At 74.0% G+C, this 23,222-nt stretch carries 19 protein-coding genes and 1 riboswitch; of the genes, 8 read left to right on the forward strand and 11 right to left on the reverse strand.

Annotation, left to right across the window (positions count from 1 at the left end):
- Window positions 1-48: 48 nt before the first annotated feature.
- From pknB to thiO, 4 genes are all read right to left on the reverse strand, one after another.
- Window positions 49-2,034, reverse strand: coding sequence for a Stk1 family PASTA domain-containing Ser/Thr kinase (gene pknB, locus AC4BDD_RS22635; protein ID WP_490687286.1), 1,986 nt, complete (start codon window positions 2,032-2,034; stop codon window positions 49-51).
- A 122-nt stretch (window positions 2,035-2,156) separates the two neighbouring features.
- Entirely contained in the window at window positions 2,157-2,897 is a 741-nt protein-coding gene (locus AC4BDD_RS22640) for a thiazole synthase (protein WP_490691899.1), read from the reverse strand.
- Between the two features lie 194 nt (window positions 2,898-3,091).
- Window positions 3,092-3,292, reverse strand: a complete 201-nt coding sequence (gene thiS / locus AC4BDD_RS22645) for a sulfur carrier protein ThiS (protein WP_490687287.1) — start codon at window positions 3,290-3,292, stop codon at window positions 3,092-3,094.
- Window positions 3,289-4,488 (reverse strand): glycine oxidase ThiO, encoded by a 1,200-nt coding sequence (gene thiO, locus AC4BDD_RS22650; RefSeq protein ID WP_490687288.1) that lies wholly within the window; start codon window positions 4,486-4,488, stop codon window positions 3,289-3,291. Before thiO ends, thiS begins: the two co-directional genes overlap by 4 nt.
- Window positions 4,486-4,598: riboswitch (TPP riboswitch) on the reverse strand. (Overlaps the previous gene by 3 nt.)
- Window positions 4,599-4,778: 180 nt before the next feature.
- On the opposite strand from thiO, the gene AC4BDD_RS22655 reads away from it, so the two are divergent.
- The 5 genes from AC4BDD_RS22655 to AC4BDD_RS22675 all read left to right on the forward strand — a co-directional run bounded on the left by AC4BDD_RS22655 (window position 4,779) and on the right by AC4BDD_RS22675 (window position 9,489).
- Entirely contained in the window at window positions 4,779-6,053 is a 1,275-nt protein-coding gene (locus AC4BDD_RS22655; protein WP_490691900.1) for an NAD(P)/FAD-dependent oxidoreductase, read from the forward strand.
- 146 nt (window positions 6,054-6,199) lie between these two features.
- Window positions 6,200-6,565, forward strand: a complete 366-nt coding sequence (locus AC4BDD_RS22660; protein ID WP_490687289.1) for an Rv2175c family DNA-binding protein — start codon at window positions 6,200-6,202, stop codon at window positions 6,563-6,565.
- 76 nt (window positions 6,566-6,641) lie between these two features.
- Complete coding sequence (gene thiE, locus AC4BDD_RS22665) at window positions 6,642-7,361, forward strand: thiamine phosphate synthase (RefSeq protein WP_490687290.1); 720 nt, start codon at window positions 6,642-6,644, stop codon at window positions 7,359-7,361.
- Window positions 7,362-7,518: 157 nt separating this feature from the next.
- Complete coding sequence (metF, locus tag AC4BDD_RS22670; RefSeq protein ID WP_490687291.1) at window positions 7,519-8,439, forward strand: methylenetetrahydrofolate reductase [NAD(P)H]; 921 nt, start codon at window positions 7,519-7,521, stop codon at window positions 8,437-8,439.
- Between the two features lie 39 nt (window positions 8,440-8,478).
- The gene (locus tag AC4BDD_RS22675) at window positions 8,479-9,489 is read left to right on the forward strand and encodes a hypothetical protein (protein WP_490687292.1); all 1,011 of its coding nucleotides are present in this window, start codon (window positions 8,479-8,481) and stop codon (window positions 9,487-9,489) included.
- Window positions 9,490-9,673: 184 nt separating this feature from the next.
- Here AC4BDD_RS22675 and AC4BDD_RS22680 read toward each other — a convergent pair whose 3' ends face one another.
- The 4 genes from AC4BDD_RS22680 to AC4BDD_RS22695 form a co-directional block, all read right to left on the reverse strand.
- Window positions 9,674-11,278: a phytoene desaturase family protein gene (locus AC4BDD_RS22680; RefSeq protein WP_490687293.1), complete on the reverse strand. Its 1,605-nt coding sequence runs from the start codon at window positions 11,276-11,278 to the stop codon at window positions 9,674-9,676.
- A 515-nt stretch (window positions 11,279-11,793) separates the two neighbouring features.
- Window positions 11,794-12,432, reverse strand: coding sequence for a TetR/AcrR family transcriptional regulator (locus tag AC4BDD_RS22685; protein ID WP_490687294.1), 639 nt, complete (start codon window positions 12,430-12,432; stop codon window positions 11,794-11,796).
- 85 nt (window positions 12,433-12,517) lie between these two features.
- The gene (locus tag AC4BDD_RS22690) at window positions 12,518-14,602 is read right to left on the reverse strand and encodes a YhgE/Pip family protein (RefSeq protein ID WP_490687295.1); all 2,085 of its coding nucleotides are present in this window, start codon (window positions 14,600-14,602) and stop codon (window positions 12,518-12,520) included.
- Complete coding sequence (locus tag AC4BDD_RS22695; protein ID WP_490687296.1) at window positions 14,574-15,422, reverse strand: ATP-binding cassette domain-containing protein; 849 nt, start codon at window positions 15,420-15,422, stop codon at window positions 14,574-14,576. The genes AC4BDD_RS22690 and AC4BDD_RS22695 overlap by 29 nt, the downstream gene beginning before the upstream one ends.
- 241 nt (window positions 15,423-15,663) lie before the next feature.
- Between AC4BDD_RS22695 and AC4BDD_RS22700 the strand changes: the two genes are divergently transcribed.
- The 3 genes from AC4BDD_RS22700 to AC4BDD_RS22710 all read left to right on the forward strand — a co-directional run bounded on the left by AC4BDD_RS22700 (window position 15,664) and on the right by AC4BDD_RS22710 (window position 17,868).
- Complete coding sequence (locus tag AC4BDD_RS22700; RefSeq protein WP_490687297.1) at window positions 15,664-16,275, forward strand: SAV_6107 family HEPN domain-containing protein; 612 nt, start codon at window positions 15,664-15,666, stop codon at window positions 16,273-16,275.
- A 130-nt stretch (window positions 16,276-16,405) separates the two neighbouring features.
- Window positions 16,406-17,197, forward strand: a complete 792-nt coding sequence (locus AC4BDD_RS22705; protein WP_490687298.1) for a methyltransferase — start codon at window positions 16,406-16,408, stop codon at window positions 17,195-17,197.
- Window positions 17,198-17,466: 269 nt separating this feature from the next.
- Window positions 17,467-17,868 carry an SCO2097 family morphological protein gene (locus AC4BDD_RS22710; protein ID WP_490687299.1) on the forward strand — a complete coding sequence of 134 codons (402 nt, stop codon included), beginning with the start codon at window positions 17,467-17,469 and terminating at the stop codon, window positions 17,866-17,868.
- Window positions 17,869-18,096: 228 nt separating this feature from the next.
- Here the strand turns inward: AC4BDD_RS22710 and AC4BDD_RS22715 are convergent, their stop codons facing one another.
- Genes AC4BDD_RS22715 through AC4BDD_RS22725 form a run of 3 tightly spaced genes read right to left on the reverse strand, consistent with a single transcriptional unit; the run spans window position 18,097 to window position 23,029 of the window.
- Window positions 18,097-20,541: a transglutaminase TgpA family protein gene (locus AC4BDD_RS22715; RefSeq protein ID WP_490687300.1), complete on the reverse strand. Its 2,445-nt coding sequence runs from the start codon at window positions 20,539-20,541 to the stop codon at window positions 18,097-18,099.
- Window positions 20,538-21,914: a DUF58 domain-containing protein gene (locus AC4BDD_RS22720; RefSeq protein ID WP_490687301.1), complete on the reverse strand. Its 1,377-nt coding sequence runs from the start codon at window positions 21,912-21,914 to the stop codon at window positions 20,538-20,540. The genes AC4BDD_RS22715 and AC4BDD_RS22720 overlap by 4 nt, the downstream gene beginning before the upstream one ends.
- A complete protein-coding gene (locus AC4BDD_RS22725; RefSeq protein ID WP_490687302.1) occupies window positions 21,914-23,029 on the reverse strand; it encodes an AAA family ATPase in 1,116 nt (371 codons plus the stop codon). Before AC4BDD_RS22725 ends, AC4BDD_RS22720 begins: the two co-directional genes overlap by 1 nt.
- Between the last annotated feature and the right edge of the window lie 193 nt (window positions 23,030-23,222).

Genomic DNA, 23,222 nt, shown 5'->3' on the forward strand with positions numbered 1-23,222 from the left:
CGGGCGAGCGGCGGCCGACTGCTGAAACGTGCGGGTGGCCGGGGGCGGCTAGAAGACGCCCCCGTCGAGCTCCAGGGTGATCTCGCTGCCCTCCGGGGCTTCCTCGCCGGCGTCCACCGACTGGTCCTTGACCGTGTCACCGGGGAAGAGCAGCGGCTTGTCGACCTTCACGTCGAAGCCCAGGTCCTTCAGCGTCTCCTTGGCGTCGTCGACGTTCTCGCCCTCGACGTCGGGCACCTCCACCATCCGCGGTCCCTTGGACAGCGTCAGGGTGATGGTGTCGCCCTTGCCGGCCTTCTGGTCTTCCCCCGGCGACTGCGCGGCGACGGTGCCCGCGTCCTCCTCGGAGAACACCTGCTCCTCGGCGAACTCGACCTTGAAGCCCTCGTCCCGCAGATCCGACTCCGCGTCCGCCGCGGACTCGCCCAGCACGTCCGGGATCTTGATCGCCTCGCCCCTGCTGACGATGAGCGAGACCGCGCTGTCCGGCCGGCGCTCGGCTCCCGCGCGCGGGTCGGCGGAGAGCACCGTGCCCTGCGGGGTCTCGGAGCTGAACTTCCGGGTCACCTTCCCCACGGTCAGCCCCGCGTCGCTGATCTTCTCCTTCGCCTCGCTGAGCGGCATGCCGACCACATTGGGCACCTCGGCGCGCGGCGGACCCTGGGAGACCCGGATGGTGACCGTGCCGGTGTTCCGGATGCGCTCACCGACCCCGGGCTTGGTGTCGATGACCTTGCCCTTGCCGACCAGGTCGCTGAACTCCTTGACGACCTTCACGTCCAGGCCCGCGTCGTGCAGTTTCTTCTCCGCCTTGGCCTGCTCCAGACCGATCACGCCCGGCACCTTGGTGAACTGGCCGGAGCTGACATACCAGACCCCGGCGCCGATGCCCAACAGCAGCAGCACCGCGGCGACCACGGTGACGATCGGATTCGGCATCCGCCTGCGCCGCGTGGGCGGGGCGGGGGCGGGGGGCTCCGGCGGCAGCTGGAGGCGGCTGGTGCGGTCGATCCCGTTGGCCCCGGCAGCCGTGGCCGGCACGGCGCCGGCCGGCCCCGGCCCGTCCGCGCCGACCGGCCGGGCGATGACGCTGGTGCGGTCCTGGGACCCGTCGTGGCCACCGGGCCTCGCCTGCGGCGGCATGAGGTCCAGCTGCTCGTCGGTGAGCCCGGCGCGGACCGCCCGGGCCAGCCCCAGCAGCTCCACCGCGTCGGCCGGACGCCGCTCGGGGTCGCGGGCGGTGGCGGCCGCCACCAGGTCGTCCAGCCCGGAGGCGAGCCCCGGCACCGCGGCGGACGGCGGGGGGACGTCCTCGTTCAGGTGCTGGTAGAGGATGTGCGCCGGGGTCCCGCCGCCGTGCGGCTTGCCGCCGGTCAGCATCTCGTACACCACCACGCCGCAGGCGTAGATGTCCGCGCGGGTGTCCGCGGTGCCGTGCTCGATCTGCTCGGGCGCCAGATAGGACACCGTGCCCATGATCGACTGGGTGTCGGTGCTGGTGGCCGCGCCGACGGCACGCGCCAGCCCGAAGTCGGCGACCTTGACCCGGCCGTCGTCCCCGATCAGGACGTTCTCCGGCTTCATGTCGCGGTGCACGAAACCGGCCCGGTGGGCGGCCCCGAGCGCGGCGAGCACCGGCTCCAGGATGTCGAGGGCGGCCCGGGGCTGCAGGGCACCGCGACCGCGCAGCACGTCGCGGAGGGTGCACCCGGCGACGTACTCCATCGCCAGGTAGACGTAGCCGCGGTCGGTGCCCTGATCGAACACGCCGACCACATTGGGGTGGGCGAGTCTGGCCACGGACTTCGCCTCGCGGATGAAGCGGTCCACGAAGGCGGCGTCGGTGGCCAGCGACGGGTGCATCACCTTGAGGGCGAGCACCCGGTCGAGCCGGGTGTCGAGGGCCCGGTAGACCGTGGCCATGCCGCCCACGGCGATACGCGCCTCGACGCGGTAGCGGCCGTCGAGCACCTGCCCGACCAGCGGGTCTTCCCGGTGCGAGCCGGGGGCAGGGTCCTGCAGGGTGGTATCCACGAGAAGGCAGTTTACGAGCCGCCCCGACACGCTTTGGTCACCCCGGGGGCGACCGGGAGGGACTGCAGCCGAACAGTGACATGCTCACGGCCTTCGCACGGCATTCCCTGCCGTCTCCCGGCTCAGAAGGCGGGGCGTTCCGGGTCGAAGTCGGCCATCCCCTCGGCCGGTGACGACGCCAGCGCGAAGTGCCGGCGCGGGATCCGGCCCGCCCGCCAGGCCAGCCTGCCCGCCTCGACCGCGTGCCGCATCGCCTGGGCCATCAGCACCGGCTCCTGGGCGCGGGTCACCGCCGAGGCGAGCATCACCGCGGCACAGCCCAGCTCCATGGCGAGCGCCGCGTCCGAGGCGGTCCCGGCCCCCGCGTCGAGGATCACCGGCACCGTGGCCCGCTCGGTGATCAGCTGGAAGTTGTGCGGGTTGCGGATGCCGAGCCCGGAGCCGATGGGCGAGCCCAGCGGCATGATCGCCGCGCACCCCACGTCCTCCAGTTTCCGGGCCAGCACCGGATCGTCGTTGGTGTAGGGCAGCACCGTGAAGCCGTCGTCGACCAGGATCTCGGCGGCGTCCAGCAGCTCGACCGGGTCGGGCAGCAGGGTCCGCTCGTCCGCCACCACCTCCAGCTTGATCCAGTTCGTACCGAGTGCCTCCCGGGCCAGCCGCGCGGTCAGCACCGCCTCGCCGGCGGTGAAGCAGCCCGCCGTGTTCGGCAGGACCCGGATGCCGTGCCGGTCGAGCACGGAGAGCACCGAGCCCCGCACGGTCGGGTCCAGGCGGCGCATCGCCACGGTCGTCAGCTCGGTGCCGGAGGCGAGCAGCGCCCGCTCCATCACGTCCAGGCTGGGCGCGCCGCCGGTGCCCATGATCAGCCGGGAGGTGAAGGTGGTGGAGCCGATGGTGAGCGGGTCGGCCGCCGGGCCCGCGCTCGGGTCGTGTCCGGCGGTGGCGGCGGCGGTCGTGGTGGCGGTGGCCAGGTCGGGTCCTGCGGTAGCCGGGTCGGAGACAGCGGTGGCGGTGGCGGTGGCGCCGGCCGGTTCGGTGGTGCGGGCCATCCTGATCAGCCTCCCTGGACTGCGGTGAGGACCTCGATCCGGTCGCCGTCGCCGAGCCGGGTGGCCGGCCACTGGCCGCGCGGGACCACGGTCTCGTTGACGGCGGCGGCCACGCCGGCCGCGGCCTGGGTGAAGGTCGCCACGAGCAGGTCGAGGGTGAGGCCGTCGGGGACCTCGCGGGTGACTCCGTTGACGCTGACGGTCATGCGGGCTGCTCCTGGAGTGCGGGTGCGCTGAAGCGCCGGGGGGTGAAGGGGCGGGCCAGGCCGGGGAGTTCGCCGGTGGTGAGCGACTCGGCCAGGATGTCCCCGGTGATCGGGGTGAGCAGGACGCCGTTGCGGTGGTGGCCGGTGGCCAGCTGGAGTCCCGGCAGCTCGGTCGGCCCCAGCAGCGGGGCGTTGTCGGGGGAGCCGGGACGCAGCCCGGCGCGGGTCTCGGTGAGCGGCAGCTCGGTGATGCCGGGCACCAGCTCGTGCGCGTCCCGCAGCAGCTCGTAGACCCCGCCGGCGGTGACGGTGGTGTCCCAGCCCAGCTCCTCGGTGGTCGCCCCCACCACCAGCTCGCCGTTCTCCCGGGGCACCAGATAGATCTGACCGCCGCGGACCACCGCACGCACCGTCCGCGAGAGGAACGGCGCGTACGCCTCGGGCACGCGGAGCCGCAGCACCTGGCCCTTCACCGGGCGGACCGGCGGCAGTACCTCGGGCGGCACCCCCTCCAGCAGCCCGCTGTGACTGCCCGCGGCAAGCACCACCTGGCCGGCGGCCACGGTCCGCCCGGCGAGGACGACGCCGGTCGCCCGGTCCCCGGTCAGCACCAGCCGCTCCACCCGGGAGGGCAGGAAGCCGACCCCGGCCCGCCGGCAGGCGGTCAGCAGCGCCGCGGCCAGCCGCCGCGGATCGGCCTGGTGGTCGCCGTCGACGCGCAGTCCGCCGCGTACGCCGGGCGCCAGCATCGGCTCCAGCCGGCGGCACTCCCGCCCGCTCAGCCACTGCGAGTCCAGCCCGCAGCGCTGCTGAAGCGCGTGGAGTTCCCGCAGGTGGGCGCGGTCGTCGGCGTCCAGTGCGACGGCCAGGGTGCCGCAGGGCCGGAAGCCGATGTCCTGACCGCTCGCCTCCGCCAGCTCGGCCGCGAAGTCCGGATAGCGGCGCGCGGAGGCGAGGTTGAGATCGAGCAGGGTCTCCTCGCCGTAGTGCAGTTCGGTGACCGCCGCCAGCATCCCGGCCGCCACCTGCGCGGCGCCGCCGCCCGGCTCCGGGTCGGCCACCGCGGCGCGCAGCCCGCGCTGGGCCGCCCGCCAGGCCGTGACCAGCCCGATGATGCCGCCGCCGACCACCAGGACGTCGTATGGACCGCGCGGGACATCATCCGCTTCGTGCCATTTGTGCTTATTCGCGTGCATGGGCGCTCAGCCCCTCCCTTCGCCGGCATGACCCGGATCAGGTTCGTACGGTCGGAGGCCGCGACAGCCTCCCTCTCAGCCCGGTGCGCCGGGCTCCCGCGAGTGCGTATGTGGCCGCCACCCTAGTACGCCGCCCGAATCGGCCGGAAGGGCGCTCGCCGCCCGCCCGCTCCGGCCACCGCGCGCTCGCGCCCCCGTGTCGCCGAGGCTGACGGTGTGTCAGAGATCTCGCCGCGCGGGTCTCCGGTCGACCCCGGGCCACGTCCTACAGTGATCGTGTGACTGATCGGCTGAGCGAGCGTGACCAGACCGGGACGGGCGGCGGAGAGGGCCGCCGCGTGGTGATCGCCGGGGCGGGGATCGCCGGCGTGCAGACCGCCGTGGCGCTGCGCGAGGAGGGCTGGCGCGGTGCCATCGCGCTGGTGGGTGCCGAGCCCCACCAGCCGTATGACCGCCCGCCGCTGTCCAAGGGCATCCTCCTGGGCAAGGCCGAAGGCTCCACCTTCGACATCGACTTCGAGGCCCTCGGCGTCGAGCTGCACCTCGGCCGCCGGGCCACCGGGCTGCGCGCCGAGGAACAGCTGCTGGAGACCGAGGCCGGCCCCGAGCGCTACGACCACCTGGTGATCGCCACCGGCGCCGAGCCCATCGCCCCGCCCGGCCTGGAGTGGCAGCCGTCCCCGTCCGGCGGAGCCGACCTGCCCGGTGTCCACCTGCTGCGCACCCTGGACGACGCCGAACGGCTGCGGCCGGTCCTGACCGGGCAGCAGGACGTCGTGGTGGTCGGCGCGGGCTGGATCGGCGCCGAGTTCGCCACCGCGGCGCGCGAGGCGGGCTGCGCGGTGACCGTCGTCGAGGCCGCGGACCGGCCGCTCGCCGGGGCCCTGCCGCCCGAGGTCTCCGCCTACATGGCGGGCTGGTATCTGGGCAGCGGCGCGGAGCTGATCACCGGCGCGCGGGTGACCGCGGTCGAGGAGGGCGGGGTGCGGCTGGCGGACGGCCGCCGGCTGACCGCGGGAGCGGTGCTCGTCGGCATCGGCGCCCGGCCCGCGACCGGATGGCTCGCCGGTTCCGGCATCGAGCTGGCCGCCGACGGTTCCGTGCCGGTGGACGAGCGGCTGCGCACCGGGCTGCCGGAGGTGTACGCCGTCGGCGACTGCGCCTCCTTCCCCTCCGCCCGCTACGGCGAGCGGCTGCTGGTCCACCACTGGGACAACGCGCTCCAGGGGCCGCACACCGTCGCCGCCAACCTGGTCGGCTCGCAGCGGCCGAACTTCACCGGTGCCGTCTACGACCCGGTGCCGTACTTCTGGTCCGAGCAGTTCGGCCGCTTCGTGCAGTACGCGGGTCACCACGCCGCCGCGGACGAGCTGGTGTGGCGGGGCGATCCGAGCGGCGCGGCGTGGTCGGTGTGCTGGCTGCGGGACGGCGTGCTGGTCGCCCTGCTGGCGGTGGGCAGGCCGCGGGATCTGGCCCAGGGGCGCAAGCTGATCGAGCGGGGCGCGGCCCTGGACAGGAACCGCGCGATGGACGCATCGGTTCCGCTGAAGTCCGCACTGCTGTGACCCCGGACGCGGTCCGGACGGCGGCGCGGCGGCGGCGAGCCGACCGCCAAACGACCGCGGGACGACGGAAGCGATAGCGGAAGCGATGACTCCAAGGGGTGCGGAGCGGTCGCCGAGTGTCAGTCCCAGATGGCAGGCTTGTTCCCGTGACCGAGATTGACACAAAGATCGATGCTCTCGTACCCGACTGGCTCACCCTCCCCGACGTCGCCGAGCGTCTCGACGTCGAAGTGACCCGGGTCCGGCAGCTGGTCAAGGAGGGCCAGCTGATCGCCGTCCGGCGTGGCGAGAACCGCGTACTTCAGGTGCCCGCCGCCTTCGTCGGCGACGGAAAGATCGTCAAGGGCCTCGCCGGCACCCTGACGCTGCTGAAGGACGACGGGTTCAGCGACGAAGAGATGCTCGAGTGGCTCTTCACCTCCGACCCGACCCTGCCGGGCACGCCCGCCGACGCCCTGCGCGAGAATCGCGGCACGGAGGTGAAGCGCCGCGCCCAGGCGCTCGCCGTCTGACAGCCCGCAGCCGTACGGTGTGCGGACCGGGACGCCCCCGGTCCGCACACCGCCAACCCGGGGGGTACGCACTTCCATGGCCACCGCCGCAGCCACCGACCCAGCCACCGCCGCCGCGGACCCGGCCCTCGCCGAGGCCCAGGCCCCCGCCGCCCGCCGACAGCTCGCCGACGCCCGGCTGTATCTGTGCACCGACGCGCGCAAGCGCCAGGGCGACCTGCCGGAATTCCTGGACGCCGTGCTCAGCGGCGGCGTCGACATCGTCCAGCTGCGTGACAAGGGCATGGAGGCGGGCGAGGAGCTCGAGCACCTCCAGGTCTTCGCCGACGCCTGCCGGCGCCACGGCAAGCTGCTGGCGGTCAACGACCGCGCCGATGTGGCGCACGCCATCGCCTCCGACGTGCTGCACCTGGGCCAGGGCGACCTGCCCGTCCCGGCGGCCCGCGCCATCCTCGGCCCCGACGTCCTGATCGGCCGGTCGACGCATGCCGAGGCGGAGGTGGCGGCGGCGATCGCCGAGCCCGGCGTGGACTACTTCTGCACCGGGCCCTGCTGGCCCACCCCGACCAAGCCGGGCCGGCACGCCCCCGGGCTCTCCCTGGTGCGGTACGCCGCCGCGCGGCGGCCGGAGCGGCCCTGGTTCGCGATCGGCGGGATCGACGCGGGCAACCTGGACGAGGTGCTGGACGCCGGCGCCCGCCGGGTGGTCGTGGTGCGCGCGATCACCGAGGCCGACGATCCGGGCGCCGCGGCGGCCGATCTGGCCAAGCGGGTGCGGGCCGCGGCCGGCCACTGAACCGGTCACTGAGCCGGCCACTGATTCAGCCACTGAGCCGGTCGCTGGGCCGACTCTGAGCCAACATCATGTCCGAAGTATGGACGTCGGCCCGGCGAAAAGGGCATATCGACTTGGTTGACTGTGCCAGTGGCAGGCCGCTGGTTAACCTGCCGGTATGGCCCTAGGCACCGCTTCCACCAGGACAGATCGCGCACGCACGGTGCGTGAACTGCTCGCGTCGGGCGAGCAGTCCTATTCCTTCGAGTTCGCCGCACCGAAGACCGAGAAGGGCGAGCGGACCCTGTGGAACGCTATTCGCCGTATCGAGGCGGTATCGCCCACCTTCGTCTCCGTGACCTATGGAGCGGGCGGCTCCTCCCGGGAAGGCACGGTCCGCGCCACCGAGCGCATCGCCACTGACACCACGCTCACCCCGGTCGCCCACCTCACCGCGGTCAACCACTCCGTGGCGGAGCTGCGGAACATCATCGGCCAGTACGCCGACGCCGGGATCCGGAACATGCTCGCCGTCCGCGGTGACCCGCCCGGCGACCCGATGGGCGAGTGGCTGCGGCACCCCGAGGGCGTCCGCTACGCCGCGGAACTGGTGCGGCTGATCAAGGAGTCCGGCGACTTCTGCGTGGGCGTCGCGGCCTTCCCCGAGATGCACCCGCGCTCGACGGACTGGGAGACCGATGTCCGTCATTTCGTCGACAAATGCCGGGCGGGCGCGGACTTCGCGATCACGCAGATGTTCTTCTACCCGGAGGACTATCTGCGGCTGCGTGACCGGGTCGCGGCGGCGGGCTGCCAGACGCCGATCATCCCCGAGATCATGCCGGTCACCAACGTCCGGCAGATCGAGCGATTCGCGCAGCTCAGCAATGCCGCGTTCCCCCCGGAGCTGGCGGAGCGGATCCTGGCGGTGCAGGACGACCCGGCCGCTGTACGCTCAATCGGAATCGACTACGCCACGAACCTGTGCGCGCGGTTGATGGCCGAGGAGATCCCCGGGCTGCATTTCATTACGCTGAACCACTCCACGGCGACCCTGGAAATCTATGAGAATCTCGGACTGCATCAGCGGTCCGGGTGACGGCAGCCGGCATCCGGCCGCCGTGGGAGTGGGGCGTACATGGGCTGGACGGTCCTCTACATCGCGTTCGGCATCGTCGCGCTGTGGCTGCTCGGCGAGGTGCTGCTGCAGCACAAGGCACGGCTGCGCTGGCGGCTGCTCGCCTTCGCCGGCTTCCTGGGCGTGGTCGCCGGGGTCCTCATCCCGTCCGTGATCGTGATCGGGGTGGGGGCCGCGGCCTTCGCCGTGGGCCAGACCTATGTCACGCTCTCCTTCCGCCGCGGCTTCTCGGCGGGCTGGGCGCTGAACGTCGGGAAGGGCACTGCCAAGCGGCGACCCGAGCCGGTGAACGCCGAGCCCACCCTCCAGGTCTCCGGCCTGGAGGTCTCCGGCGCGGACGGCTCCGGCCCGGAGTCGGTGCCGGGCGCGCCGCCGGTGCCCGCCGCGGTCCCGGCCGCCGCCCCTGAGCCGCCCACCTACCAGCCCGAGCCGCTGCCCGACGAGGACACCGGCGGGTACGCCGCCTACCGCGACCCGGCACCCGAGCCCGGCTACGCCCCGTACGCCGCCGAGCAGACCGGCTACGCCGACTACGGCAGCTACGACAGCTACGGCGGCTACGGAGCCCCGGCCGCCGGGCACGACGCGCCGGCCGGCGCCGGCCAGGACCTGCTGACCGGTGGCGTCCAGGGCTATGCCGACGCCGCCGCCGGGGCCGGCTACCCGGCCCCGGGTGATCCCGGTGGCTACGGCTACGAGACGGACGCCGGGGGATACGCCGTCTACTCCGACCCGTACGGGACCGGCGGGCAGCACAACTACCCGTCCTACGAGCCGCCCTACGACCCCTACGGGCACCAGAGTTACGGCCACGGCACCGACGACCTCTACGCCGCCCAGGACCCCTACGCCGTGGCCCAGCCCTACGCCGCGGGCCCGGAGGGAACCGGGCAGGACGGGCTGTGGGTGCCCCAGCAGCGCGACGGCGAGCCCGGACAGCCCGCCCCCGACCAGCACTACCCGTACCAGCAGGGCTATCCGACCGGCTACGACGAGCAGTACCGCTACTGAGCACCGCCGCGAGCAGGGCGGGGACGGGCGCCGACGTGAGCAGGGCGGAAACGGGTACGGGCAGTGCCGTGCCCGGCGCGTCCCCGATCCGCCCGGCGCTGAGCGGGACCAGCCGTTCCGGTGGCGGCAGCCCGGCCGCGTGATGTGAATGCAGGGCCCCACGGCTTGTGGGGCCCTGCGGCGTTCACTGGGAGCCGCGCCACTCCGCGCCGTCGACGATCAGGCCGGCGACCATCGCGCCGGACATCCCGGCATGGGCCAGCCCGCCGCCGGGGTGGGCCCAGCCGCCCGCCAGATAGAGCCCCGGTATCCGGGTGAGGTTCGCGGGCCGCAGCTGCCGCCCGCCCGCCCCGGCCAGCGCGGGCGCCGGGACGGCGCCGCCCGCGGCGCCGGTCTGGGCCGCGATGTCGCACGGGGTGCGCACCTCGCGCCACAGCAGCCGCTCCCGCAGCCCGGGTATCGCCGCTTCGGCCGCCGCGACCAGCCGGTCCGCCGCGGCCTCGGCCGCTGCCCGGTCGGACCAGTCCACCGGGCCGTGCGGGGCGACGGTCGCGGTGAGCGTGACGGCCTCGTGGTCCTCGTCCGGGCGCGTCGTCGGATCGTCCGGCCGCAGCACCGACACCGTCGGACGCGGGCACAGCGGAGCCGCTCCGGCGCCGCCGTCGCCGAAGACGGCCGTCAGCTCGGCGGCCCGGTCCCCGGCATGGACCACGGTGCGGTGCGCGGTGCCCGCAGGGCGGGCGCCGGAGAGCGCGAGGAAGACCGTGAGCCGGGCGGCCGGCCGCCCGGCCGGACCGGTCGGCGGCGCCACGTCCCCCTGCTGCCAGGGGTGCGCGCCGCCCAGCAGCGGCGGAAGCGCCGACGGGTCGATCCCGGCGACCACCACATCCGCCTCGATGACCGTGCCCCGCCCCGCGGCGGAGTCCGGCCCGCTCGCGTCCGGCCCGGTGCCGTCGCTCCCGCCGGGGGTCTCGGCCAGCACGATGCCCGCCGCGCGCCCGTCCTTCTCGACGATCCCGGTCACCTCGGCCCCGAAGACGAACTCCACCTTCCGGGCCCGGCACCGCTCGTACAGCGCGTCGGCGATCGCCCGCATCCCGCCGCGCGCGTACCAACTGCCGAAGGTCTGCTCCAGATAGGCCAGCACCGTCGCGCTCGCCGGGGCGGTGCGCGGATCGAGGCCGTGCGCCAGGGCATGGCTCTCCAGCAGCGCGACCAGCCCCGCGCTCCGCAGCTCGCGCGCCGCGACCTCGGCCAGCGTGCCGGGCCGGGCGGGACCCCGGCGGAACCAGCCGCGCCGCGCCACCGCCGGATACGGATCCCGGCCGAGCGGCGACCAGTCGGCGCGCAGCGGCTCCTCCAGCAGCGGCCGGCGGGTGGCGTCCCACGTCTCACGGGCGCGGTTGATCAGATCGCTCCAGCGCTCGCCGGCGCCCGCCCCCAACGCCTCGTCCAGCGCCCGGACCACGCCCGCGCGGGAGGCGTTGGGCAGCGGGAGGTCGGTGCCGTCGGGGAAGAGGTGCCTGCTCGCCGGGTCGACCTGGGACAGCTCGACGCGGCTCTCCAGGGACTCCTTGCCGGTCTTGAGGAACAGATCGCGATAGACGGCGGGGAGATGCAGCAGCCCGGGGCCGGTGTCGAAGACGAACCCGTCCCGCTCGAAGCGCCCGAGAGCGCCGCCGTGGGTGCGCCCTCGTTCGTACACCACCACCCGGTGGCCCGCGACGGCCAGCCGGGCGGCGGCCGCCATCGCGCCCATCCCGGCGCCGATCACCGCAATCCGTGCCATGCCCGCGACTTTATCCGCCGCCACCGACAACGCTCCGCGCCAGGTGGGGTGCGGGGCGCGTGGCCGGGACTGAGGACGAGCGCGCAGGCCGCGGGCGACCGGGAACCCACGACTGAGTATCCGTACCTAGTCCCGGAGATGAGTAGCAGCGCGGATGGGCGGGCCGCCGGGCGGGGGAGAGAGTGGGGGGCACGGACCGGGCGCGGCGCCGGCACCGCCGACACGGGGCGGCGGAACGGCGGCGCGGCGACCTGGCCGTGCAGGGGGAGGCCATCGCACGGGGCATATGGGGGCTCCGGGCGGAGGCATGGGGGAAAGACGGGGGTGAACGGGGTTCGTCCTCAACCGTCGGACGGGGCATGGCCAACGGGCCTCTCCCACGGTTGGGGACACCCCCCGGGACCTCCCCGGGGTCCCGGGGACACATCGCGGCCGACATCGCGGCTGACATCGCGGGTGCGGGGGCAGCACAGCACCGGTGGGACTCCCCGGGATCGGCTCCCGCCGTCGGCTTCTCAGCTCCCGGTCGCCGCGTTCTGCGAGTGCGGTCGCCCGCTGACCCGGCCCTGGAGCAGCCGGGAGAGCGCCGCGTGCACATCGTCGATCGACCGCTCCGGCTGGTACGACTGCCAGTCCAGCGCGGCCACCAGCACCATGCCGAAGAGAGCGGACGCGGTCAGCGGGATGTCGATCTCCTCGCTCAGCTCCCCCTCGGTCACCGCCTCCCGCAGCACCGACTCGATCACCGCTATGGCGCGCTGCCGTACGCGCATCAGCGTGGACTGCCAGGCCCGGTTGGTCCGCCACAGCTCCGCGACGTACAGCTGGGTCAGCGCGGGGTAGCGGGAGATGAAGTCCAACCCCGCCCGGATCATCGCGTCGAGCGCGTCCACATGGCTGCCGCCCCGCTCGGCGGTCTCGTCGGCGGCGTGCTGGAGCGAGTCGGTGAGCAGTTCGATGCCGTGCCGCAGCAACTCCTCGAAGAGCACGGTCTTGCTGGCGAAGTTGTAGTAGACCGTGCCCTTCGCCACCCCGGCCCGCTCGGCGATCTCGTCCACCGTGGTGGAGGAGAAACCCTGCTCGGCGATGAGCGTGACCGCTGCCTCGAAGAGTTTCTGCCGGGTGGCCTGGCGGCGTGTGCTGCTGCTGTCCATGACTCCGATTCTCCCTGCTGAAGGGCGTGTTCCGGACCGCCGGCCGGGCTCGGTCACCCGGCCGGGGTTCGAACGCGCTGCCTGGTCACAGGCTGAGTTCCGGGTGCAGGCGGCTGAAGGACCAGACCTGCTTGCGCCGCGCCGTCCAGGCGGTGAGCGCCAGGGCGGCCACGGTGTACGCGCCCAGTACCGCGCCCGCCTCCCACACCGGCGCCAGGCCGCCTCCGCTGATCAGCCGTCGCAGTCCGGACACGATGTGGCTCATCGGCAGGAAGGGGTGCAGGGCGCTGAAGAAGCCGGGGCTGGTCTGCACCGGATAGGTGCCGCCCGCCGAGGTCAGCTGGAGCATCAGCAGCGCCAGTACCAGGATCCGGCCGGCCGGGCCGAAGCAGGCGTTCAGCCACTGCACGATCGCCGCGAAGCAGGCGGTCACCAGCAGCAGGAAGGCGACCGTGCCGCCGGCCCGCTCCATCTCCAGGCCCAGCTGCCAGTGGAGTACGGACATCAGCGCCAGCGTCTGCAGGACCCCGATGGCGACCACCGGCAGCCAGCCGGCCAGCGCGATACGCCAGGAGGCGGCGCCCGCGGCGAGTGCGCGCCGGTTGAGCGGCTGGATCAGCATGTAGGCCACCATCGCGCCCACCCACAGGGACAGCGGGATGAAGTACGGCGCGAACCCGGTGCCGTAGTTGGGCGCCTTGTGCAGCGTCTGCGAGGCGAGCTGGACGGGATCGGCCATCACCTCGGTGCGGGCGTCGCGGTCCCGCTTGTCGTAGTCCGGGATCTTCCCGGCGCCCTTGTGCAGCCCGTCGGAGAGCTTCCCCGACCCGTCGACGAGCCTGAGCAGGCCGCCGTCGAGCGAGTCGGCGCCCTTGCGCAGCTCGCCGATACCGGTGTCCAGGGAGCCCGAACCCTTCTTGGCGCTGGTCAGCCCGGTGTGGATGCCGTCCGCGCCCTTGGCGACCTGGTGCGCGCCGGTGTTCAGGGCGTTGATCTTCTTGACGGCGGTGTCCAGGTCCTCGGCCAGATGCGGCGCCTTCTTCGCCAGCCACTGCGCCTTGGTGTGCAGATCGTCCAGATGGCCGCCGAGGGTCTCCAGGTCGGTGGTGTGCTTCTGGACCAGGTCGTCGACGTCCTCGGCGACGTCCGCGGCGGTGTCGGCCGCGTCGACCGCCTTCTTCAGCGCCGTGCAGTCGGGAGCCGTCTCCACCAGCCCCTCGCAGCGCAGCTTGTAGTCGGCGGCCAGATCGTCGGAGGCGGTCCGCGCGCGGGTCGCGGCGGTGGACGCCGCCTCGGGCAGCTTGTCCAGGTCCTCGGACGCCTTCTGCGCGGCGTCCGCGACGAGTTGTGAGGCGTCGCCGATGTCCTTGCCGTGCTCCTTGAGGAACGGCCGGACCTTGTCGGCTGTGCCGTTGACCTTGTCCGCCAGCGTCTGGGTGCCGTCGGCCAGGTCACCGGCCCCGGTCTCCAGCCTCCCCGCGCCCTGGTCGAGTGTGGTGAGGCCCTTCTTGAGGCTGCGGCTGCCCTTCTTCGCCTTGGCCAGCCCGGTGGCCAGGGTGTCGGCGCCCTTCTCGGCCTTGCCCAGGCCCTTGTCGATCCGGGCGGCGCCCTTCGCGGCCTTCAGGGTCTCACCGTGGATGTCGGAGAAGGAGACGAAGATGTTGTCGTAGAAGTTGCGGGACACCTTGGCGGAGGCGGCGGCCCGCACTTCGGAGAAGACCGAGCGGGAGATCTGGCTGACGATGTAGTTGTTGGCGTCGTTGGTCCGCACCCGCAGCGCACCGGTCTCCGGGCTGTCGCCCGAACTGGAGGAGATCCGCTTGCTGAAGTCCGCGGGCATGGTGAGGGAGAGGTAGTACCTGCCGTCCTCCAGCCCCTTGCGGGCATCGGCCGCGCTGGTCTCGTGCCACTCGAAGGTCTTGCTGTCCAGCAGCCGCTTGGTGATGTCGTCGCCCGCGGTGATCTTCTCGCCCTTCACCTGCACGCCCCGGTCGTCGTTGACCAGTGCCACCGGGATCTTCTCCAGCCGCCCGTACGGGTCCCAGAACGACCAGAGGTAGAGCGCGCCGTAGAGCAGGGGGAGCAGGAGCAGGGCGACCAGCGCCGCCCGGGGCATCCGCCCTCGGCCGAAGCGCTTCAGCTCAAGCGCGGCCAGCTTCGGAGATCGCATGCTCCGCTCCTTCCTCGTCGTCACCGCGGGCTTCGTCGTCGCCTTCCGCGGTTTCCGTGGCTTCGGCGGTTTCCGTGGCTTCGGTGGTCCGGGGGGTCTCGGTGGTTGCCGGGGCGGTGCGGACGACCACCGCGTCGTCGGGTGCCTGGCTGCACACCGCCAGCACCGTGGTGCCGTCCGCCGCGATGGCGCGCAGCAGCTCCCAGGCCCGCTCGCGCTCGGCGTCCGAGAGCTTGAGGTCGGTGTCGTCGACGGCCAGCAGGCGGGGCCGCGCGATCAGCGCCAGCGCCAGCGACAGCCGGAGCGCCTCGAGCCGTTCCAGGTCGCGGACGGCCGTACGCGGGCCCTTCGGCAGCTCCGTGAGGTCGAGGCCGGCGGCCGCCATGGCCGCGTCGATCCGGGCCCGCGCCGCCCGGGTCCGCTCGGCGCGGGGACGCAGCAGCGCCCGTGGCGAGCCGGTGAAGCGGCGCTGGAGCAGCGCGTGTTCGCGCAGGTGCTCGGCGACGGTCAGCGCCGGGTCGAGTTCGGTGACGCCGGGGACGTGGGCGAGCGCCGAGACGCGCCGCACGGCCGGCATGCGCGCCGGCAGCCGGTGTCCGGCGACTTCGGCGTGTCCGGCGGTGACGCGCATACGGCCGGTGAGGGCGAGCAGGAGACAGGTACGGCCGGAACCGGACGGCCCCTCGACGGCGATCAGCGAGCCCGGATCCGCGGTGATGTCGACGTCGCGGAATGCCCAGCCGCGCGGGCCGGAGATGCCGAGTCCCTCGGCGAAGACAGCGGCCCCGTGCGGGGCGGACTGCGGTGGCGTGGCTTCCAACGGGCCCCTCCCTCTCCCGAATTTTTGAACTGACCAGTCAGTCTAAAACAGTATGCGGGACGGCGTCCGGGGAACGGGTGACCGGGTGGCGGACAGAGCTGTGGAGGCAGCCTGTGATCGATGGAGTCGAGAGCGTGTTCGCGCAGGTCAGAGCGATTGTCAGTGGTGTGCCGGACGATGGGCGCAGATGGCGGGCACGTCGGTTTCGGCGGATCCGCCCTGGGACGACAGGAGGTTCGTCATGGCCACCACCGCCGCCGCGCGTCGGCACCGTGCCGCCCGCACCGCCCCCTCGTTGACCGGCCCCGCGAGTGATGTCCACCCCGTCCTGCGCCGGACCGCGGCCCCGCCCGCCGCGCTCGGCCTGCTGGCCCAGGCCCACCTCGGCCTGGAGGAAGCCACCCTCCTCGAAGCGGCCAACGACCGGTTCGCCGCCGCCCACCTGGCCGCGCTGCGCACCGCCGCCGCCGTGCTCGCCGTCCGCGGCCGCCCCGAGCCGGCCCCGCGCCGCCGCGCGCGGATCCGCAGCGCCTGGGAGGTGCTGCCCGAGGTCGCCCCCGAACTGGCCGAGTGGAGCGCGCTCTTCGCCTCCGGGGCTGAGCGCCGGGCGCGCGCCGAGGCCGGGATACCGGGCGCGGCGAGCCACCGGGACGCCGACGATCTGCTCCGTGCCGTCGCCATGTTCCTGCGCGTCGTCGAGCGGATGCTGGTCCTCCAGCCGGCCCTCCCGCGGCAGCCCGCGGACGCGGGCGCCCCGAGTTCGGGCGCCCCGAGGCCGGACACCCCGAGTCCGAGCACCCCGAGTCCGGACACCCTCGACGGGCCGCCCCGCGCGGCGGCGGGCGGCTGGTGAGGCGATAGGCGCCGGCTGGGAACAGGGCTGCCGGGCCGCCCCTTCGCCGCCCATTAGGCTGGGGATGTCGACGTCAGCCACCCGTCACCACCGCACCGGTGCGACGAACCCGCGCGAGGAGCCATCCGCCGTGTCAGACGCTTCCCCCATCCCCGGCGGGGAGACCCCCTTCCGCCCCCGCGCGTCCCTGCGCACCGCCGTGGTGTGGGAGGTCCTCAAGGACGCCCTGGACCGGCGGGCCAAGTCGGCTGATCCGGCGGCCGGGGGCGTGCTCGACGTGCTCGACACCGGCGGCGGCACCGGCAACTTCGCGGTGCCGGTGGCCCGGCTGGGACACCGCGTCACCGTCGTCGACCCGAGCCCGAACGCGCTGTTCGCGCTGGAGCGGCGGGCCGCCGAGGCCGGGGTCGCCGACCGGGTGCGCGGTGTGCAGGGCGACGCGCACGGCCTCTTCGACGTCGTCGAGCCCGCGGGTTACGACGTGGTCCTCTGCCATGGCGTGCTGGAGTACGTCGACGACCCGGCCGAGGGCGTGCGCAACGCCGCCACCGCCCTCCGCCCCTCGGGCACCCTCAGCCTGCTCGCCGCCGGGCTCGGCGGCGCGGTGCTGGCCCGGGCGCTCGCCGGGCACTTCACCGAGGCCCGGCACGCGCTGACCGACCCCGCGGGCCGGTGGGGGAAGGGCGACCCGGTCCCGCACCGCTTCACCGCCGAGCAGCTCACCGAACTCGTCACCGCCGCCGGACTGGAAGTCGGCGCCGTGCACGGCGTCCGGGTCTTCGCCGACCTGGTCCCCGGGGTGCTGGTGGACACCGAGCCCGGCGCGGTGGACGCCCTTCTCCAGCTGGAGGCGGCCGCCGCGGAGCTGCCCGCCTTCCACGCCGTCGCCACTCAGCTGCACGTCCTCGCAGAGCGGGGCTGAGTACCCCACACGCCTCCGAGCTGCGGTTCCGGGCAGGTGGAGTAGGCCACAGCCTGCCCGGTCGGGCGGTTCGCCCCGTATGATCGGGGGACACCGTCCGGCATGGCGGATCGGCGGGTGGGGAATGGAGCTCTCAGCACCACCATCCACCAGGGCGGTACCGGTGGGTGAATTGGCGCAGAGGGGCGGGTTTCACGGGGGCGATTCCCTGCCTATCCTGAAAGGGTCGCATCCGGTCGCCCCCCGCGACCGACGAGTAGGAGGACTCCGTGCCGCTCTCGGAGCACGAGCAGCGCATGCTCGAGCAGATGGAGCGAGCGCTGTACGCCGAAGATCCCAAGTTCGCGACAGCGCTTGAGGGTAGCGGCCTGCGTACGTACACCCGACGACGGGTCTACCAGGCGGTCGCTGGGTTTCTGGTGGGTATCGCGCTCCTGATGGTCGGCGTCGCTGTCCAGGAGATCTGGGTCAGCGTGGTGGGCTTCCTCGTCATGCTCGGCTGTGCCGTGCTCGCGGTCACCGGCTGGCGCAAGGCGCCCAAGCCGGGGGAGCAGCGCGCCGCCGGACACGGCGGAGCACCGGGTGGTCGCCGCCAGGGCCGTCAGCGTCGTTCGATGATGAACCGGATGGAGGAGCGGTGGCAGCGCCGCCGCGATGACCAGGGCCACTGAACGACTGCCGGCCGGCAGTAGCTGAAAGCTTGCGTGAGGGCGGACGCCGCATGGCGTCCGCCCTCACTGCGTTGCCCGCCCCATCACGTCTTACGTCGTCGCTGGGGCCCTGCGTAGGCACTGGCGCTGCGGTCCGGCGGTCTCGGAGGTGACCGGACCGCCGCCCGGGCCGCCGCCCGGGCCGACCGCCCGGAGCGGCCGGCCCGATCGATCAGGACCCGGAGGCGGTCAGCCGCGCTGCCGGCCCGGACGCCGGGCCAGGTCCCGCCAGCGGTTCCACCGGGGCGCCGCCGGTCCCCACCGCTCCAGCCAGGTCGACCAGCGCTGCGCGGCCGCCCACCCCACTCGGACGGCAGAGCGCGGGGCGAGCAGGGCACGCAGCCGGGTGCGCCGGTCCGCCGAGCTCCGCAGCCCGGCGACCACCAGCCGCACATCGTCCGCCAGGCCCGCGGCCGGGCGCGGCGAGGGCGCGTACAGCAGCTGCTCCACCGCCGCCGCCACCCGCCCCGCCGCCTCGGTCGCGGCCGGATCCAGCCCGCGGTCCCCGGCGATCCGGGCCACCGCCTTCCGCGAGGTCTGCGAGTCGTCGGGGACGACACCGAAGTCCCAGCCCGAGTCGATCAGCTCATGCCAGGCGGCGAGCGTGCGGTCCGCGGCGTCCTCGGGCGTGCGGCCCCCGGAGCCGTTCAGCCGCCGGGCGCGTATCCGCAGCCGCCACAGCATCGGCAGCAGCACCAGGACGACCAGCAGCAACACCGGCGCAGCGATCCCCAGGACCGGGCGGATCCGCCAGTGCCCCCCGCCGGAGGAGGCGTCGTCGGCCGTGTCGACCGGCGCGGCACCGCACTCACCGAGCTTCCGCTCCTGCGGCGGGCAGCTCTCGGCGGCCGACGGCGCGGCGTGGGACGGCTTGGCCGAATCGGTCGGCTTGGGCTCCGCCACATCGGTGCCGTCGTCGGAGGGGATGGTCTCCCGGGTGTAGTCCGGCTGGCTGCCGCGGCTCGGCGTGGGCTCGAAGCGGGTCCAGCCCACCCCCTCGAAGTACAGCTCGGGCCAGGCGTGCGCGTCCCTGATCCCGACGGACATCGTGCCGTTCGACCGGGCGGTGCCCGGGGTGAAGCCGACGGCCACCCGCGCCGGTATGCCCAGGGTGCGGGCCATGGCCGCCATCGAGAAGGAGAAGTGGACGCAGAAACCCTCCCGCTGCTCCAGGAAGGTCGCGATGGCGTTGGGCCCGCTGCCGGCCTGCACCTGGGTGTCGTAGCGGAAGCCGCCGCTGACGGCGAACCAGTTCTGCAGCTTGACGGCCTGCTCGTACGGGTTGTTCACCCCCGAGGTCACCTCGCGGGCGGTCTGCGCCACGATCGTCGGCAGCGACTCGGGCACCTTGGTGTACTCGCGCAGCAGCGACGCGGGCGGCTCGGGGGCCGCGGCCAGCTGCTCGGCGGTCGGCTCCACCCGCAGGCTGGAGACCTGGTAGTCCACCCCCTTGGTGGTCTGCCCCCGGTCGCCGACCAGGGTCCTGCCCTCCGGCTCGAACCGCCAGCGGCCGTCGATGTCGACGCCGGTGGCCGGATACGGCATCGGGAGCCAGCTCTGGGCGTACCAGTCGGCGGCCGTGATGCTGGTGTTGATCTCGGTGGTGCGCGCGTCGCTGCCCAGCCCCTGCGGCTGGGGCAGCGGATTCGGCACATCCTTGACGGCCCGCTCCGAGGGCTTCCAGGTGGCGCCGTCGAACTTGTCGAGCGCGACGATCCGCAGGTAGAGGTCCTGGGTGCGGTCGGAGGTGGTGCGGTAGCGCAGCACCTCACGGTTGGCCGGCTGGTTGAGGCTGTTCTGCAGCGACACCAGCGGATTCACCGCCGAGATCGTGCCGCCCGAGCCGCCCCCCGAGCCGCCCTCGCCCTGCTGGTCCAGCAGCCCCGGCCCCAGCGACGGCAGCACCGCGGGCACCGCCAGCGCGACGCCCAGCGCCAGCGCCCCGATCCTGCGCCCGGTACGCACCGGGGCCGGAGCCGGCCCGCCGTCCGCGTCCAGGGCGGACGGCATCCGGCCCCCGGCGCCGGGCCCGCCGCCCGGGGCGGGGAACACCCGGCCCCACCGCGACAGCCGCTCCCGGCCCTCGGCCAGGAGCAGCAGCAGATAGCCGCTCGCCGCCAGCAGGAACCACAACCAGTCCCGGTCGCCGTCGGACAGACCGGCCGCGACCGAGTACAGCGCGAGCAGCGGCAGACCGGCCGGCGCGGCCGTCCGGTACGTCACCGCCAGCGCGTCCACCACCAGGCCGATCAGCAGCACCCCGGCGATCAGCAGCACCCGGATGCCGTCGGTCAGCGGCGCCGGGATGGCGTACGTGCCCACGTCATCGGCGCCCTGAGCGACCAGGCGGCCGAAGTCCTGTATCGACCCGGGGCTGGGCAGCAGCCCGAGGAAGGCCCGCTCACGGGCGAAGACGAGGTTGAGCAGCACCAGGCTCACCAGCGCCTGCGCCACCACCGTCAGCGGTCGGGCCAGCGGCACCCGCCGGCCCACCGCCCCCACTCCACTCTGCACCGCCAGCAGCAGGACCGCCTGGACGATCCAGCGGGACGGATGCACCAGCGGCAGCAGCGCGCAGGCCGCCGCCATCGTCGCCAGCGCCGCGCAGACCGCCAGCCGCGACCGCCCGCTCATGACCACACCCCCGTACCGCTCCCCGCCACCGCCGGCCCGTCCTGGGCCCGGCCCCCGCCATGGGCGTCGGCCTGCCGCCACAGCCCGGCCAGCGGGGTGCCCGGACCGACCGGCAGCGCCGTCCAGCCCGCCTCGCGCAGCAACCGCAGCCGCGGCTCCAGACGCGGGTCGGCGGCCTGCCCACCGCGCGCCCAGGCGGCGTTGTCCAGCACGAACGCCACCGCGCCCCCGCCGCGCGGCCGCATCCGGGCGGCGATCGCCGCCTGCTCGTCGTCCAGATCACCGAAGAAGGCCACCAACAGCCCCTCGTTCCCCCCGCGCAGCGCGTCGTGCGCCAGGTCCAGCCCCGCCTCGTCCGAGTGCTCCACCACGGCGAGCATGTCCAGCAGCAGGCCGACGGTGTCCGCCGACTCCAGGGCGGGGCCGGCCCCGTGACCGCCCGCCGCGTCGGTGCCCGGCACCGAGGCGCCGGTGTCGGTCAGCAGCCGGACCGCGTACCCCCGCTGCAGCAGATGGACCGCCGCGGACGCCGCGCCGGAGACCGCCCACTCGAACGGCGAGTCCGGCCCCGAGCCCTGGTGGGCCACGGCCCGGGTGTCCAGCAGCACCGTGCAGTGCGCCCGCTGCGGCTGCTCCTCGCGACGGACCATCAGCTCGCCGTACCGGGCGGTGGACCGCCAGTGCACGCGGCGCAGATCGTCGCCGTACCGGTAGCCGCGCGGGATGACGTCGTCCTCGCCGGCCAGCGCCAGCGAGCGGTTCCGCCCGTCGCCGTACCCTGCGGACTCGCCCGCGAGCCGGACCGCGGGCAGCGGCTCCACCCGCGGTACCACCGTCAGGGTGTCGTACGCGCTGAAGGCGCGGGTCAGCTCGCACATCCCGAACGGATCGCACAGCCGCAGCTGGAGCGGGCCCAGCGGATACCGCCCCCGCAGATCCGACCGGACCCGGTAGGCCACCTCGCGCCGCCCGGCCGGCTCGATCCGGTCGAGCACGAAGCGGGGGCGCGGCCCGAGCACGTACGGCACCCGGTCCTGGAGCATCAGCAGACCGGTGGGCAGCCGCGAGATGTTGTCGATGCGCAGCTGCACCCGCGCCTGGGAGCCCGCGGGCACCCGCCCGGGGCTCAGCCGCCGGCTGCCGGCCACCCGGTGCCGGGTGCGGTAGAGCACCGCCACGCACACCAGGGGCAGCGCCGCCAGCAGCAGGCCGACCCGCAGCAGGTCGGCCTGGCCCAGCACGTAGGCGCAGACCGCCGCGGCGATCCCGGCGGCCAGGAAGGACCGGCCGCGCGTGGTCAGTCCGCCGAGCGCGGCGCGCATCCCGCCCCTGTCGTCACCGCCGTCGCCCGGCGGCATCCCCCCTGCGGACATCACAGCCTCCGCGCCCCCGGCGGCTGGTGGCCGTAGTCGGTGGGCGGCATCGCCGCGGGCCTGGCCGGAGGCATGCCCGGGGGCATGGCCGGCGGCGCGACCGGAGGCATGGCCATCGTGTGCGCCGGGACCGGCTGCGGGCCGCGCGGGGTGGCGGTGGGCACCGGGGTGCGGTGCAGGATGTCCGCCACCACCTGCTCGGCGGTGCGCCGGTTCAGCTGGGCCTGGGCGGTGGGCAGCAGCCGGTGCGCCAGCACCGGCACGGCCAGCGACTGCACGTCGTCCGGCAGCGCGAACTCCCGCCCGGCGAGCGCGGCCGACGCCTTGGCGGCCCGCAGCAGGTGCAGCGTGGCCCGCGGGGACGCGCCCAGCCGCAGCTCGGGGTGGTTCCGGGTGGCCGCGACCAGGTCCACGACATACCGCCGCACGGCCTCGGCCACATGGACGGTGCGCACCGCGTCGACGAGCTTGACGATGTCGTCGGCGTGCGCGACCGGCCGCAGGTCGTCCAGCGGCGAGAGGCCGCCGTGCACGTCCAGCATCTGCAGCTCGGCCTCGGGGCTGGGATAACCCATCGACACCCGCGCCATGAAGCGGTCGCGCTGGGCCTCGGGCAGCGGGTAGGTGCCCTCCATCTCGACCGGGTTCTGGGTGGCCACCACCATGAACGGACCGGGCAGCTCATAGGTGTGCCCGTCGATGGTGACCTGCCGCTCCTCCATCGACTCCAGCAGCGCCGACTGGGTCTTGGGCGAGGCGCGGTTGATCTCGTCGCCGATCACGATCTGCGCGAAGATCGCGCCCGGCTTGAACTCGAATTCCTTGCGCTGCTGGTCGAAGATGCTCACGCCGGTGATGTCCGACGGCAGCAGGTCCGGCGTGAACTGGATCCGGCGCACCGAGCAGTCGATGGACCGGGCCAGCGCCTTGGCGAGCATGGTCTTGCCCACGCCCGGGACGTCCTCGATCAGCAGATGTCCCTCGGCGAGCAGGACGGTCAGCGAAAGCCGCACGACCTCGGGCTTGCCCTCGATCACACCCTCCACCGACCTGCGGACCCGCTCCGCTGTGGTGGTCAGATCTCCGAGGCTTAGCTGCTCGTCATAGGTCGTCACCCGGCCCTCCTAGGCCCGTCCTTCGGGCCGACGCCCTCGATACGGACCCGACCCACCCCGATACGCGGACACCGTCCCCGCCCATCGGCGGGAACGATGTTCCTCACGCATTCTTGCCGCCCCCGCGGCATCCCGTCACTCGCCTGTGGACAACGGGCAGGCGCGCGCCGGGATCGCGCCGCCAAGGCGCCGA

It is taken from the genome of Streptomyces sp. JLBT605 (assembly GCF_058215555.1).